This window comes from Verrucomicrobiota bacterium (assembly GCA_016871535.1).
GTDB lineage: Bacteria > Verrucomicrobiota > Verrucomicrobiia > Limisphaerales > SIBE01 > VHCZ01.
On sequence record VHCZ01000060.1, the window covers coordinates 1 to 14,154 of the forward strand.

A 14,154-nucleotide genomic window follows, 5' to 3' on the forward strand; every position below is an offset into this window, starting at 1 on the left:
TTTTGTCCGTGGCCTGCGTTGGCTCGGTCCTTACAGCCCGCGTTGGGGATGCTCGGACCTCGCCGCCTTGGCCACAGCCAAAATCCCTCGCCGCAGGACCCCGCGCAATTTTCGGACACGCTCTAAGGACGCGTTCCACCGCGTCTCTGGAATGGCCTTTTCGATCGCTGAGCAAGGTCAGGGACGGAGTGCAATCCGTCCCTACCGGGTTCATGGGAAGTTTCCACGGTTTCAGAACCATGCTCTCGCCCCATGAACCTGAGATTGTGCGGACCGCAGCCTTCAGGCTGCTTCCACGCACTCTCCGGAATCCAGCGCTGAAGCGGCCTGAAGGCCACGGTCCGGAGGAACGGTTCATGGGAAGGATGCTCAAAGGGGTTCCCTTGTGTAACGGTGATGGATGTTTCATACGTCGTGTGGTCGTTTCGTTAATCGTTCGGTTCTCCAAGAATGGCCTCCACGAGATCGGTGATTTGCGCGCGGAGGTGTTGAAACGTCTTCTCGTAAGCAGCCTGGATTTGTTCGGGCGTGCCGCGCAAGGCCAAGGGATCGCTGATCGGCCATTCCAGCACGATGGTTTTGCTTTTGTCTGGCTTGAAGGATTGCCGGGTTTCACTGCCGAACACGATGACGACCTGGTAATGCTCCAGATTGGGAATTTGCGGCACGGACTTGGGAACGTGCCGGGAAATATCGATCCCTTTGCCCGCCAGGAAACTCACCGCCGCCGGGTCCAATGGCCGCGGTTCCAGACCCGCGCTGCTGAACAGAAACCCGGTCCGCTCCAGCGAATTCGCAATGCCTTCGGCCATCTGGCTGCGGCAGGCGTTGTCGTCGTCCACGAACAGAATGCGAAACATCTCCGTGCCGGTGTGTTTGCTGTACTCGCCCGTGCACAAGTAGAGCACTTCCTCGCAGATGTTTTTGGCTTGGTCCGAGACGCGTTCGTAGCGGCGCGCGATCATCGTCAAGGGCGAGAATGCTTCCAGGCCGATTTTGCCCGTCTTCTCCGCATACAACAGGTCCGCGTTGATCTGGTCGCGGAGGGTGTTGACTTTCTCTTCGACCGCCATGCTGGCGCGCGCCAACTCGGCGTTCTGATTCAGAAACGACTGAACGGCGTCGTGAAGCATTGGAATGGAGAGGTTGGCGATCTCGACGTATTTCTCCAGCGGAGGATGCACTTCGAGCGAACTGAGCTTCAAAACCTGCCGCGCGATGCTTTCGGCGTAATCCCCGATACGTTCCAATTCGGCGTTGATTTTGATGGTCGCGTAAGCAAACCGCAGGTGACCGGCCACGGGCTGTTGTCGCACCAGAAACTCCAGACAGAGGCGGTCGATCTCTTTCTCCAGTTCGTCGATGTACTGATCGCGCAGGATGATGGCGTAGGCGCGCTGCCGATTCCCTTCCACCAGGGCCTGCAAACCGTCCTTGAGTGCCCGCTCGGCACGGCTGCCCATTTCCAGGACCTTGCCGCGGATGCGATCGATGTCCTGCTGGAGCGATTTTTCCAGATGAGGTTGCGGGTTCACGGCTAGAAATCGACCTGGAACCGGGTTTGGAAGCTGTGCGCGTGGCCTTCGGTGCGATTCCGGTCCAAGTCCGAATAGATATAGTTCAACATCAGGCGCGCGTTCGGGTTGAAGTACCAGTTGAGGCCTCCGGTGTAATCCGCCAGACGTCCGCCCGCGATGCCTTGATCATTCAGATCGAGCCGTGAATACCGCGCGGCCAGTTCGAGCGCGCCCCATCCTTCCTTGCCGAAAGAGAAATTCCTGAGTGGTTTGACGCGGTCAATGATGCCCTCGCGCTTCTTATAGGGACGATGCTCGCCGGTCAGGAACCAACTTCCATAGACATAGAAGCCATCAAAGGAAAGATCGAGCCCGCCGGTCGTTTCTGCCCACGTTTGGAAATATTCGCCCTGCAACGACAGCGGCCCAGACGTGAGGACGGACTCCACATTCGAGAGATAAACATCCGTCGCCGCAAAGTTGCCGGTATCGACGTAATTCGGCGCCAGATGCGCTTCCGGCCGCGAGCGGAAGCGCACGGTATTGTCCTCGGGATCGATGAGACCGCCGCCGACCCCCAGGTGCCAGTAGCGCCGCCCGCCGGACGCCTCGTCATACCAGGGCAAACCAGTCAATCGGCCCATAAAGTGCGTGTTGCTGTCGAAACTGTCTCCATCGCCCTTGTCGTTCTTGTCATCGACAAACACGCCCGCGGACCACGTCATGCGTTCGTTAAAGAGAGTGTTGCGAAACAGACCGCCGACATTGCGGCCCGGAGAGAATGCTTCGATGGGCAACGACCGTTCGAGAAGCGTGATGTAATTGTCGCTGGTATTCTGCTCGAGGCTGAAGGGCTCGTACATCTGGCCCACTTGCAGTGTTCCGACATAGGGAATCTGGTTCAGCCCCACGTACACGTCGGCGAACTTCAAACTCGATCCGGCGAAATCGATCTGAGTCTTGTAAATGACCGGCAGGCCCGCATTGATCTCCCCGCTCGTATAAAGACGGACTCGCCGAAACTCTGTCGAAGCCGAGGCATCACCGACCACGGACTCAGTCGCGGCGTCCTGGTCGAACACCGCCATGTCATATTGAATGCGGCCGCCGAACCTTCCTTTGAAGGTCTTCCCATCGCCGGCTTCGAACTGCAGTCCCTCCTTCCAGAAGAGACGGAGGTCCGCGCCGGATTTGAGTTTGGCGTCGGCCTTTGCCGACTCCGCCGACCTGGGTGTTGCGGTGGGGGAAGTGCTCTGGGCTGAAGCTGGGGCTGCGGGCGCCTTGCCTTTGAGTTCCTTGATTAACTGCATCAACTCTTCGTTTTGCTTTTGAAGCTGCTGGACCGCCTTTTCCAGCTTCTCGATTCTCTCCGCGTCCGGCCGTTGCGCAGCCGGCGTGTCCGACTGGGCGAACGCCGCACCTTGGCCGCAGTTCAAGACTCCGAGCGTCAGGAGCGTCAGAATTCCTTTCTCGACCAGTTTGTACAGGAGCGTATCGGAGGATAGCGCTTGCGCCGGGTTGAGGAAGCTGGCGGAAGCCGATTCACCAAGGCCGCCGGCCAGCAACTTACGAAGCTGCTTTCGTTGCATGGTTCCCTTTCTGTTGTGCTGAGTGTTTCCCGGCCCGCTTTTTCAAACTCGGATCAGCCCGGAAAGGCTCGTCACGATCTGAAACGTAGGCCGGCTTGATGGCGAGCTTATGGCAAAAGCGTTACGATTGTGTGACAAATCTTCCGCCTGGGATCGCGAAGGAGAAATCAGGACTTTCAGCGTGATTCTTAATCTTAATCGTAATCCTAATCTTACTCTTATACCAAAAAGCGCTTGGGTCTGAACGATTAGGATTAGGATTGGGACTAAGAGCGTGTCCGAAAATTCCGCGGGGTCCTGTTTTCGCGCCAAAGGCCGGATGGCGAGGCGCGACGAAGGAGAATATCCTCCCTGGATCTTCGACTGAGGAGCAACGAAGCCAGGCGGCCTTTGGCGCGAAAACCCTCCGGGCGGCGGGTCTTTTGTCCGTGGCCTGCGTTGGCTCGGTCCTTACAGCCCGCGTTGGGGATGCTCGGACCTCGCCGCCTTGGCCACAGCCAAAATCCCTCGCCGCAGGACCCCGCGCAATTTTCGGACACGCTCTAAGATTAGGAGCAGGAGAACTCCACAGGCTTAATTCAATCGCAGTGGGCCCTCTCCCTTGTATTTTAGCCACTGAAAGCAGCGAAGAACCGGCGGCCTTCGTCACTGATTGGAGCAGCCATGCTCCCGCGGATTGGAATGACAACCAAGGAATCCGACGCGTGGCGTCAGTAGCCGAGGTCGGCTTTGCGATTTTCGGCCGTGGGCAAAGGCTCTTTCTTGGCGGTAATGGCAGCCTGGCCGGCCTCCTTGAGGCGCTTGGATTCGGTCGCGTTGAATTCGGTGCTCGCCTGGAATTCGTCCGGCACCGCGCTGTCCGCGTAGATCGCTTCCACGGGACATTCCGCCACACACGCCGTGCAATCGATGCATTCGTCAGGATGGATCACCAACTGGTTGTCGAGTTCGTAGAAGCAGGCGACCGGGCAAACTTCAACGCAATCGGTAAACTTGCACCCATCGCATTTCGAGGTGACGACGTGAGCCATAACAGTAATTTGGTTTGGTTTCGATTAAATCCGCCGCGATGGTTTATCGGACGCATCGAATTTGCAACACGAAAGCTGGGCTGGGGGTATCCCCACTGCGAAGCTTTCCTTCGAGGGCATTGGCTCGGCCGTTTTGGCTATCAAGGAGTTCCAACAGTGCGTTTTGGCAATTCCCAATTTTTTCACAGCTTCTGAGGGGTTACATCGCGGAAAACTTTCGCCTTGGCTTGTAGGTCGAGAATCCCGACTCTTCGCACCGATTTGTCCGCAAACCCATTGAAGTCAGTATGGCCGCAAACAAATTCTCGAATCGAAATCCAACCCGGCAAAACACCCGGCGCGAGTTCTTGCGCGATGGCACGTGGGGATTGACCAATCTCAAGGAACACAAAGCCGGCGCCGTCGTCTTCAAGTCGGGCCGCTTCGACATCATTCTGGAGCGCGGATAGTGGGGCGCTGCTGATGAAACGCGACAGTTTGGGCAAGCATTTGGGTCTGGGTTTTGCCATCGCGCTGGCGCTTTATCTGGTCGCTTACCCGTGGATCGAGCACCGGCGCAACGTGAATGGTCCCTGGCGCGTCCGGTTTCAAACGGACGCGCAGTCTGAGCCGAGCATTTCGATCGCGCACGAGAAATTCGGCATCTCGAATCTCACCTTCATTTTCGCGGGCGAGCGCCTGGCGCAATCCCACCTCACAAACACGGTCGTGTTCGATTCGCCTGCCACCAACGTGCCCTTTGGGAAAGTCGTCTTCCTCGACACGACCTTTCTGCCCGGCACCGTGACGTTCGAGTTGTTCGGGCACGAGATCGAATTGCTGCCGCGGACGCTGGTGGTGAATCTGAAGGAAGTTCCTTGGAAATCGGACGCGACCTTCCGGCTCTCGGAACAGGACAAACCCAGACCGTAGAATAGCCAATAGCCAATAGCCAATAGGCGTTAGGCGTCCGGCGATTGGCAACTGGCGGATGACGCTGAAGTCCAAGTCAGTCCAAATGATCGGAACGGACAAGTCGAACCCTCACGAGCCCGGCGAAGGATGCTTGATGGTTTCCGCAAACTTCTGGAAAAACTCCCCGGCCAGTTTCTTCGCCGCCGCTTCCACGACGCGCGAACCGACCGCAGCGATCAGCCCGCCGACCTGGACGTTTGCGGTGTAGCTCAGCTTGGTTCCGCCGCCTTCTTCTTTCAGTTCGATCACCGAACTGCCTTTGACGAAACCCGGGGCGCCTTTGCCTTCCATGTGCAGCGTGAACTTGTGCGGCGGCTGCTGGTCGGTCAGTTTGACCTTTCCGACGTAACTCCCTTTGACCGACGCGATGCCAAGCTTGAGATGAGCGTTGTATTCGTCGGTTCCGGTCTTCTCCATTTTCTCGCAGCCGGGGATGACCCGTTGGAGAACTGACGGATTGATCAACGCTTCAAACACGCGGGCGGGCGGCGCCGAGAGAGTGCAGGTTCCCTGAACATTCATGAGGCGGCACGTTTACCAAATCCCGGTCGCGCCTTCAATTGAAAGCATCCGCCGCACTGGTGGTGGTGGTGGTGGCAGTGAAAAGTCCCCAAAACCGTTTCAGCTAGAGTCAAACAGTGTCATGCTTCGGACTGTCGCGACCGAGAGAATCGACTGATGTAAATCTGACCTATGTCTGTGAGAACGAAAGCGGAAGTCCTCTTAGCGTTTCTGGAATATCGCGCTTTTTATGGAGAACCGTTGTTTCAGGTGTGGGGACAACCTGGGATTCTTGTCCATGCTCTCTATCGAGCGTTTCGAGAATGGGACGTGAAGCTGGATTCGGTCTATGGCGATCACAGCTCCTGCGTTGTTGATTTGTCGGCCAGTTATGTGGATACGCTCTTTCTTCGGATGACGCGGACTTTTGGGGGGTGCGTTCGATTGGAGGAACTCGCTCAAGAATTGGCAGAAGATCAAACACGAGTTTTGGAGATTCTAGAGTTGGAAACGGATTGACATGACAACCTATCAACGAAGCCACTCATCGGTTCATGCTCGCTGAGGCCTACTCAAACGGACATATCAAGTCCATAAATGATGTGAAAGGGCTTCGGAGCAAGTTCAGCGTTATTTCGACGCTGACTGAATATTGGCGAAATCCGGAGAGAATCCTATCCCTGAATCTACTGTTTCTCGCAACCGAAGAGTCAGTCCTCAGCCGTGCGCAGGATGAGCGTTCCTCCACTCACTTGCTCACCAATGATTCCATGGTCGTTGCCTGCATGAGGCTGTACGGAATCTCCCAATTGGCCTCGGCAGACGGAGATTTTGAACGAGCCGGCGGAATCACGGTGTACTGTCCGGATGATCCAGCCCAGGCGAGTGTTGGGGTTGTCTCCAACTGACCGGTTTTGGCGGCCGTCTGGCCGATCTGAGTGGGCCACGCTAAAGCAGCCTCCGGTTCAAGTGAGCACAGACTGACATGAATTCTGATGAGCACCGTCACCTGTGCGACGGCAGCGCGAAGGCCACGTAGGCGTCGCCGCTCTTGGTTCCCATTTTTCCCCCGCCGCACGCGATCACGACGTGCTGCCGCCCGTTCACCATGTAGGTCGCCGGAGTTGCGTATCCGCCGGCAGGCAGCTTCGCCCGCCAGAGAATCTTGCCGGTGCGGCGGTCGAACGCGCGGATCATTTCATCCCTGCTGGCCGCGATGAAAACCAATCCTCCGGCGGTGACCACCGGTCCGCCGTAGTTCTCCGTGCCGGTCAGCGGGATGCTTTGCGCGATCAATTCGGGGACTTCGCCCAGCGGCACGCGCCATTTGTATTCGCCGGTATTCAGGTCGATGGCGTTGAGGGTGCCCCAGGGCGGCTTCAAAACCGGATAGCCATTCGTGTCGAGCCAGCGATTGTAGCCGGTGTGCCCGTACGGAACCCGCCCCAGCACATCCTGGCCGGACAACTCCTCGCTGCGGCCGGACACCGGAGCGTTTGCCGTTCCACCCAACAATAAGTCCGCGACCGATTTCTTCTGCTCCGGCGAAAGGAACGCGAACGACGGCATCACGCCTTTGCCGGTGTCGAGCAATTTGAGGATTTCATCCGGCTTCAACTTCTTCTCCACGCCCACGAGCGTCGGCACGTTTTGCGCGGCGTTGCCTTCGCGTTTGAGGCCGTGGCACGCGGCGCAGATCTGCATGTAAATCTGTTCGCCGCTGGCCGATCCTCCGCTCCCCGTCCGGCGCGTTTCAACCATCGTGAGAATCCAGGGCATTTCGTTGCCGTTCACATACAGGACGCCGTCCGGATCGACCGCGGCGCCGCCCCACTCCGCGCCGCCGTCGAAGCCGGGAAGAATAATCGTGCCTTCCTTGCTGGGCGGCATGAACGGCGTGTGGGGACGCACTTTGACGAACGTCTCCAATGCGGCGCGGTGCGATTCGGGCGAAATGTCCGTGAGCTCATTCGCCGTGAACAATTGGCGCGAGAACGGGGCGGGCTTGAGCGGCACCGGTTGCGTCGGCCAGGCGGATTCGCCCTGCAAATCGGAGGGCGGCACGCGCCGCTCTGCGATCGGGAACAACGGTCCGCCCGTTTCGCGGTCGAACACGAACACGTGCCCGGACTTGGTCACCTGCGCGACGGCGTCGATCTTTTTGCCGTTGCGCCGAACGGTGATCAGATTGGGCGGCGCGGGCAGATCGCGGTCCCAGAGGTCATGATGCACGAATTGAAAATGCCAGACGCGCTGCCCGGTGTTGGCGTCGAGCGCCAGGAGGCAGTTCGCGAAAAGATTTTGCCCGATGCGATTTCCGCCCCAGAAATCGAACGCGGCCGAGCCCGTCGGACAGAACAGCAAACCCCGCCGTTCGTCCACCGCCATGCCCGTCCAGACGTTCGCCCCGCCGATGTAAGCCCACGCATCGGGCGGCCAGGTCTCATATCCGAACTCGCCCGGATGCGGAATGGTGTTGAAACGCCAGACGATTCTTCCGGTGCGAATATCGTAGGCGCGAATGTGGCCCGGCGCGGCGGGTCCGGGGCCTTCCCCAACCCGCATCGGCATGAAAAGCAGATGACGATACACCGCGCCCGGCGTGGTGGAATTCAGCGACAACTTGCTCGCATCGCGGCCGAGGCCCTCCTTAATATCGACGCGGCCGTTTTGTCCGAAGCCCTCGATGACCTTTCCCGATTCGGCGTTGACGGCGTAGAGGAAATGATCCGCGGTGAACAGAATTCGCTTGTCGGTGCCGTCGGCCCAATAGACGACGCCACGGCTGACGCCGATGGGGTTCGCGTTGCGCGTTCCGGCGAAGGGATCGAAGCGCCAGAGTTCTTTGCCGGTCGCCGCGTCGAGCGCGATGAGTTTCAAACCGGCGGTCGTCCCGTAAAGCACGCCGCCGATGACGAGCGGATTGCACTGGATTTGAGAACGGTTGTCGGCGCGCCCGTCCCCGGAGCGATACGTCCAGGCGACTTCAAGCCGCTGGACATTGCGTCGCGTGATTTGTTTGAGCGTCGAATAATGCGTGCTGCCGGCGTCGCCGAGATAGACGGGCCAGTTTTGGTCGGCAGCAAAAAGAGTGGCACTGGAGAGGGTCCAAGCGACGGCCAAGCGGAAAGGGATGCTCATGATTCCCCTGAGGAAAACGGCACCGCTTCCGCAAATCAAGCGTCGGGTGGTGACCCGATACGGCGAGGAATCTACGCTTCACCAACGCGTCCAGCATCCACAGGCGCGGCTGCGAGTCGCGGTGCCATCAGATGAATCACCAGGAGCGCCGCCAAATAAGCCGAACCCGCGATGATGAAGATCGGCACATAGCTGCCGGTGCGCTGCAGAATCTCGCCGACGACGAGCGCGATCAACATGCCGCCGACCGCTCCCGCCATCCCGCCAATGCCGACGACCGAACCGACGGCGCGCTTCGGAAACATATCCGAGGCGAGCGTGAACATGTTCGCCGACCAGCCTTGGTGAGCAGCCGCAGCGAGCGAGACCAGCGCCACGGCCACCCAAAGGCTCGAAGCTTCGGCGGCGAAAATGATCGGCACGACCGACAGCGCGCAGATCAGCATCGCGGTTTTGCGCGCGGCGTTGACGCTCCAACCGCGCTTGATCAACGCCGAGGAAATCCAACCGCCGCCGATACTGCCGACGTCCGCTACCAGATAAATCACCACCAGCGGGAGTCCGATGGATTTTAGATCCAGACCGTGGTTGCGATTGAGAAAATCCGGAATCCAGAAAAGGTAAAGCCACCAAATGGGATCCGTCATGAACTTGCCCACGGCGAAAGCCCAGGTCTGCCGATGCGGAAACAGCCTGGCCCAGGCGATGGGATTTGTGGGCTCAACGGGATCGCTGTGAATGTAGGCGAGTTCGGCCGGGGAAAGACGCGGGTGCTCGCCCGGCGGCCGGTAAATCCAGAGCCACCACGCGACCCACAGGAAACCGGTCAGCCCCGTGGCGATGAAAGCCCACGCCCAACCCCACTGCAGCGTGATCCACGGCACGACCAACGGCGTGACCAACGCGCCGACGTTTGTGCCGGCGTTGAAGATTCCCGTGGCGAGCGCGCGCTCCTTTTTCGGGAACCATTCCGCGACGGTCTTGATCGCGGCCGGGAAATTGCCCGCCTCTCCGATGCCGAGGGCGAAGCGCGCAAGGGCAAAGCCCGCCGCGGCTCCGGACAGCAGGATGACGGACAAACCTGTGGTGGCATCCAGATTGATGGTCGGCAATTTCAAGGCTGGGAACCAATCCGCTCCGGCGTGGCCCACTGCGGCGACGCTCCACAGCACCACGGCGATCGTGAATCCGCGGCGCGTGCCGATTTTGTCCATCACGCGTCCGGCCAGCAGCAGACCGATGGCGTAGGCAAGCTGGAAGCTGAAAACGATGGCCGCGTAAATGCGTTCGTCCTGCCAATCGAATTCCTTCACCAACGTCGGCTTCAAGATGCCGATCACCTGGCGGTCGAGGTAATTGATCGTCGCGGCAAAGAACAGCAACGCGCAGATAACCCAGCGGTAATAGCCGATGCGGGGTGGGTGCATGCGCGGAGATTAGGATTCACGCGATTCAATGTCACCTGATGTCTTTGGTTTTGCATTCGCTCAGCAAAGGTGGGGCGAGGACTTCTGCCGAGCCAATGCCATCGAAGAAAAGCTCCGCAGGAGCCTCGCCCCACCGTCGTTGATTGAGGGGATACTCCCGTTTCTGGATTACCCTTGAGACCGACCTGTCCTCTCGTTAACCTCCTCGCATGGCCAAAATGCAAATTCCCCTGCGTAGTCTCTCGGTCGCCGCTCTATTTCTGTCCTTGCTGACCGCATCGCCCGGCGCGCAAGCGCAGGAAAAGAAGGTGGTTCGTCCAGCGCGCCCTGGGCAACCCGCAACCGAGACCGCGCCCGCCAGACCAGGATTGATCAGTCCCGGCGTCATGGTCGGCGACGTTCTGTTTCAAGCAGGCCAGGGCAGTCGCGATCCTAAAACCGGACAGCACCCCGAAGGCTTCGAAGCCCAGGTCAAACAGGCCTTGGAGAATCTCGGCGCCGTGCTCCAGGCCGCGGGCCTCGACTTCTCGCACGTCGTGAAGGCAAATGTCTATCTGACCGACATCAAAAACTTTTCCAGGATGAACGATGTCTATCGCACTTATTTCAAATCCGATCCTCCCGCGCGCACGACGATCGCGGTTCCAGCGCTGCCGGGCGACTCACACGTCGAGATCACGTTCATCGCGTCGCGGAACCGCCGCGAAGTAATCCGCCCGGATGGCCTGAAACCCATCGTCAACGCGCCCTACAGCATGGGCGTCATGGCCGGAGACACGCTTTACCTGTCCGGCCAGGGCAGCGTCGATCCAAAGACGGGCCAACTCGTCCAAGGCCCAATTGAAGCGCACGTGAAGCAGACGCTGGAGAACTGCGGCGCGATCCTCAAGGCGGCGGGAATGGATTTCTCGAATGTGGTGACCGCGAACGTCTTTTTGTCGGACATGGGGAATTTCGAAAAGATGAATCAGGTCTATCGCAGCTATTTCAAAGCCGATCCGCCTTCGCGAACCACGGTCGGCGTCGCTGCACTCCCGGGAGAAACTCCGGTCGAAATCACCTTCGTCGCCCATCGCGAAGCCAAAAAAGCGATCACGCCGGAAGGCGTGAAGCCGAGCGCGAATTTCAGCCAGGCGATTCAGGCCGGTGGCTTTCTCTATCCCGCGGGCAAGGTCGGTTCCGGCGACGGCATTGAAGCGCAGACGAAATCGGCGATGGAAGGCCTGGGCGCCGTGCTCAAGGCGGGCGGACGCGATTTCTCGGACGTCGTCGAAGCGAAAGTTTATCTCACCGACATCAGCGACTATTCCAAAATGAACGAAGTCTATCGGAGCTTCTTCAAAACGGACCCGCCGGCCCGGACGTGCATCGCGATTTCAAAGTTGGTCGGCACGGCGAAGGTCGAGATTACCTTGATTGCTGCCGCACGAACCTCTCAGTAGGTGCCGCTTTTCCGGATACAGACAACGTGTCTGGGGGACCTCATGTCCTGTTCTCTCGTGACGCTCAGACAGAGGGGGTTTCAAGAGGATCCTGGCAGGGACAGCCCATCGCAGCAAAGGCAACTGCGGAACTCCAGAAGCTAAAGCCCTAAAACGGCCTCTCGCCCTTTACGAGCTTCCAGCTTGTTTTGCTCGATTGAGAATGGCAGGATGATGCCATGATTCGCGCGCCGGTTGTTTCAGATCGATCAGTTGAATCTCCCAGTCTGGAGGGAATCGCCGCACAGTACGTCGAGCAATGGCTTTCGCAGTGTGAAGTCTTTAGGAAGTGGTACCGGCAACGCTTCTATCTTCAGGCACCCACCGACGAGGATCAGCAACTCGCTGATCAAATTCAGCCCTGGATGATCCGAACGACTCGGGCTATGCTCACGACCGTGCTGGATCCAGAGTTTCCGCATCGCCGACTGGCGCAGGCGGTGAAGGCCGTGCTCTGGCAACTGGAGGAAGATTGGGATTCCCGCCGGAACTCGATGCCGGACGCCGAAGCAGACGCATTCTTCAAAACCCATTTTCCTTCCAGTGCCGTTTGAGCCGCAGGGCTGCCAGGGCAAAGCCCATTTGTGCGCGGTCATTTCATTGACGGAGCAACAGGTTCAGACAATCTTCGGCGTATGACGACAACGGTGAGGTTGGCCGCCAATGGCCAAGTGGTCCTTCCGGAAGCCTTCCGCAAAAGCAAGCGGCTCAAGCCCGGTGCAGTGTTGCGAGTGACCGAGGCCGGCGAGAGCATTCTGCTCACACCGGTTTATCCACCGGTTGTCGAAGAATTGTCCGCTGTGATCGACGCCGGCGGCGGACCAGGGCAAGATGAGACCGGCAAGACTCGGAAGAAGGTGGAGGCCGCGATTGAAAAGGTCCGGGCGCGCAAAAAGAAAGATTCGAGCCGTCATTGACACCTCAAGTTCGTCGAGTGTGCCTTGGCTGCCCAGGCGGAATACATTGTGAGCCGCGACCAGGATTTGCTTCGACTGGAAAGGCCATTTGGCATTCGCATCGTCGAGGACCGCGCCTTTCTTTCTGTGCTCAACAACAAAGCAACATGAGGAGGAATGAATTCTACGGGAGGGCCGACAACAGTTGCCTTTCGTTGCTGGCATTGATTTCGGCTGTTTTCATTATGCTGTCCTGCGGCCTTTTGACCGCGAGTCCTGCCGGACGCAATGGCGCCGCAATCCAATCTCGTCCCGGACCGCCTCCTTACGATCTCTTGCTCAAGGGCGGCCATGTGATTGATCCCGCCAACAAGGTGGACGCGCGAATGGACTTGGCGATCGCTTCTGGCAAGATCGCTCGCGTCGCCAAATCTATTTCGGCTGCGGAGTCGAAGAAGGTTGTGGACGTCGCGGGCTATTTCGTCACGCCCGGCTTGATCGATATTCACGCTCACGTGTTCGCCGGCGGTCCGGACCTCTGCGTTGTCCCGGATGTGTATGCCTTGCCCAATGGCGTGACCACGGTCGTGGATGCCGGGAGTTCGGGTTGGAAAACGTTCCCTGAATTCAAAGAGAAGGTCATCGACCGGTCCACGAACCGCGTGCTCGCGTTTTTGAACATCGTCGGCGCAGGCATGATGGGCAAAATCGAGCAGGATGAAAGCGAAATGGACCCCGCGGCCGCCGTCGCGATGATCAAACGATTCCCCGATTTGATCGTGGGCGTGAAAACCGCTCACTTCCTGAAGCCTGGCTGGACGGCGGTAGATCGCGCGGTCGAAGCGGGCAAGTTGAGCCAGACGCCGGTCATGGTCGATTTCCGCGAAGTGCCGGGCCGGAGCTATGAAGATCTGCTCTTAAAACACATGCGGCCCGGCGATATTCACACGCACATGTACGCGGAGCATATCCCGCTGCTCGACGAAAACGGAAAGGTTCAAGACTTTGCCCGGCAAGCGCGACGCCGTGGCGTCCTTTTTGACGTGGGGCATGGGAACAGCAGCTTTTGGTTTCGCGTCGCCGTGCCCGCGCTCAAGCAAGGATTTGTCCCGGACTCGATCAGCACGGATTACCACAAACGCAGCGCGCTCCTCCCCGATGCCGGCATGCTCACGACCATGTCCAAGTTTCTGAATCTGGGAATGCCGCTCCCGGAAATCGTCATGCGCTCCACGATCAATCCTGCGCGGCAAATTCGCCGGACCGAGTTGGGAACACTGAGCGGCGGCGCGGCGGCGGACGTGGCGGTCTTGAAGATCGAGAACGGCGAATTCGGCTTCGTCGATTCCGGCCACGCGAAGATGACGGGCCATCGAAGACTGCAATGCGTCCTGACGCTGTTCAGCGGAAAGGTCGCATGGGATCCCAACGGATTAAGCTGGCCGGACTGGCGCCGCGCGGGAAAATACAAAGTCATAAACTGACTCCTCGGCGCTTCGCGATCGAGCAGCGCTCTTTACGGCCCATGAACCTGAAGCCGAGCGGACCGCAGCCTTCAGGCTGCTTCCGCGCACTCCCCGGAGTCGAGCGTTGAAGCGGCCTAAAGGCCACGGTCCG

13 protein-coding genes are annotated in these 14,154 nt (G+C 58.9%); 7 read left to right on the top strand and 6 right to left on the bottom strand.

What is annotated here, in order from left to right; all coding sequences use genetic code 11:
- Positions 1-428: 428 nt before the first annotated feature.
- The 3 genes from phoU to FJ398_10355 form a co-directional block, all read right to left on the bottom strand.
- Positions 429-1,535, bottom strand: coding sequence for a phosphate signaling complex protein PhoU (gene phoU / locus FJ398_10345; GenBank protein ID MBM3838346.1), 1,107 nt, complete (start codon positions 1,533-1,535; stop codon positions 429-431).
- Between the two features lie 2 nt (positions 1,536-1,537).
- Positions 1,538-3,106 (bottom strand): porin, encoded by a 1,569-nt coding sequence (locus FJ398_10350; protein MBM3838347.1) that lies wholly within the window; start codon positions 3,104-3,106, stop codon positions 1,538-1,540.
- Between the two features lie 710 nt (positions 3,107-3,816).
- Positions 3,817-4,137, bottom strand: coding sequence for a ferredoxin family protein (locus FJ398_10355; GenBank protein ID MBM3838348.1), 321 nt, complete (start codon positions 4,135-4,137; stop codon positions 3,817-3,819).
- A 462-nt stretch (positions 4,138-4,599) separates the two neighbouring features.
- Between FJ398_10355 and FJ398_10360 the strand changes: the two genes are divergently transcribed.
- Complete coding sequence (locus FJ398_10360; GenBank protein MBM3838349.1) at positions 4,600-5,049, top strand: hypothetical protein; 450 nt, start codon at positions 4,600-4,602, stop codon at positions 5,047-5,049.
- Between the two features lie 111 nt (positions 5,050-5,160).
- On the opposite strand, the gene FJ398_10365 is transcribed toward FJ398_10360, so the two are convergent.
- On the bottom strand, positions 5,161-5,613 hold the full coding sequence (locus FJ398_10365) for a carbon monoxide dehydrogenase subunit G (GenBank protein ID MBM3838350.1): 453 nt from the start codon (positions 5,611-5,613) through the stop codon (positions 5,161-5,163).
- 177 nt (positions 5,614-5,790) lie between these two features.
- On the opposite strand from FJ398_10365, the gene FJ398_10370 reads away from it, so the two are divergent.
- Complete coding sequence (locus FJ398_10370; protein MBM3838351.1) at positions 5,791-6,111, top strand: hypothetical protein; 321 nt, start codon at positions 5,791-5,793, stop codon at positions 6,109-6,111.
- Positions 6,112-6,146: 35 nt separating this feature from the next.
- On the top strand, positions 6,147-6,500 hold the full coding sequence (locus FJ398_10375; GenBank protein ID MBM3838352.1) for a PIN domain-containing protein: 354 nt from the start codon (positions 6,147-6,149) through the stop codon (positions 6,498-6,500).
- A gap of 97 nt (positions 6,501-6,597) precedes the next feature.
- Here the strand turns inward: FJ398_10375 and FJ398_10380 are convergent, their stop codons facing one another.
- Together FJ398_10380 and FJ398_10385 are read right to left on the bottom strand one after the other, a co-directional pair.
- The gene (locus tag FJ398_10380; GenBank protein MBM3838353.1) at positions 6,598-8,733 is read right to left on the bottom strand and encodes a c-type cytochrome; all 2,136 of its coding nucleotides are present in this window, start codon (positions 8,731-8,733) and stop codon (positions 6,598-6,600) included.
- Positions 8,734-8,804: 71 nt separating this feature from the next.
- The gene (locus FJ398_10385; GenBank protein MBM3838354.1) at positions 8,805-10,160 is read right to left on the bottom strand and encodes an MFS transporter; all 1,356 of its coding nucleotides are present in this window, start codon (positions 10,158-10,160) and stop codon (positions 8,805-8,807) included.
- 209 nt (positions 10,161-10,369) lie between these two features.
- Here FJ398_10385 and FJ398_10390 point away from each other — a divergent pair, with 209 nt between their 5' ends.
- From FJ398_10390 to FJ398_10405, 4 genes are all read left to right on the top strand, one after another.
- Complete coding sequence (locus FJ398_10390; GenBank protein ID MBM3838355.1) at positions 10,370-11,602, top strand: hypothetical protein; 1,233 nt, start codon at positions 10,370-10,372, stop codon at positions 11,600-11,602.
- Positions 11,603-11,820: 218 nt separating this feature from the next.
- Positions 11,821-12,195, top strand: a complete 375-nt coding sequence (locus FJ398_10395; GenBank protein ID MBM3838356.1) for a hypothetical protein — start codon at positions 11,821-11,823, stop codon at positions 12,193-12,195.
- 81 nt (positions 12,196-12,276) lie between these two features.
- Positions 12,277-12,558, top strand: a complete 282-nt coding sequence (locus tag FJ398_10400) for an AbrB/MazE/SpoVT family DNA-binding domain-containing protein (protein ID MBM3838357.1) — start codon at positions 12,277-12,279, stop codon at positions 12,556-12,558.
- Between the two features lie 224 nt (positions 12,559-12,782).
- Positions 12,783-14,021 (top strand): amidohydrolase/deacetylase family metallohydrolase, encoded by a 1,239-nt coding sequence (locus FJ398_10405; protein MBM3838358.1) that lies wholly within the window; start codon positions 12,783-12,785, stop codon positions 14,019-14,021.
- Positions 14,022-14,154 lie beyond the last annotated feature (133 nt).

What these genes read in the sequence shown, in the direction of transcription:
- FJ398_10350 (MBM3838347.1), bottom strand. Translation starts at nt 3,106, where the DNA reads ATGCAACGAAAGCAGCTTCGTAAGTTGCTGGCCGGCGGCCTTGGTGAA.
- FJ398_10355 (MBM3838348.1), bottom strand. Translation starts at nt 4,137, where the DNA reads ATGGCTCACGTCGTCACCTCGAAATGCGATGGGTGCAAGTTTACCGAT.
- FJ398_10360 (MBM3838349.1), top strand. Translation starts at nt 4,600, where the DNA reads ATGAAACGCGACAGTTTGGGCAAGCATTTGGGTCTGGGTTTTGCCATC.
- FJ398_10365 (MBM3838350.1), bottom strand. Translation starts at nt 5,613, where the DNA reads ATGAATGTTCAGGGAACCTGCACTCTCTCGGCGCCGCCCGCCCGCGTG.
- FJ398_10375 (MBM3838352.1), top strand. Translation starts at nt 6,147, where the DNA reads ATGCTCGCTGAGGCCTACTCAAACGGACATATCAAGTCCATAAATGAT.
- FJ398_10380 (MBM3838353.1), bottom strand. Translation starts at nt 8,733, where the DNA reads ATGAGCATCCCTTTCCGCTTGGCCGTCGCTTGGACCCTCTCCAGTGCC.
- FJ398_10385 (MBM3838354.1), bottom strand. Translation starts at nt 10,160, where the DNA reads ATGCACCCACCCCGCATCGGCTATTACCGCTGGGTTATCTGCGCGTTG.
- FJ398_10390 (MBM3838355.1), top strand. Translation starts at nt 10,370, where the DNA reads ATGGCCAAAATGCAAATTCCCCTGCGTAGTCTCTCGGTCGCCGCTCTA.
- FJ398_10395 (MBM3838356.1), top strand. Translation starts at nt 11,821, where the DNA reads ATGATTCGCGCGCCGGTTGTTTCAGATCGATCAGTTGAATCTCCCAGT.
- FJ398_10400 (MBM3838357.1), top strand. Translation starts at nt 12,277, where the DNA reads ATGACGACAACGGTGAGGTTGGCCGCCAATGGCCAAGTGGTCCTTCCG.
- FJ398_10405 (MBM3838358.1), top strand. Translation starts at nt 12,783, where the DNA reads ATGCTGTCCTGCGGCCTTTTGACCGCGAGTCCTGCCGGACGCAATGGC.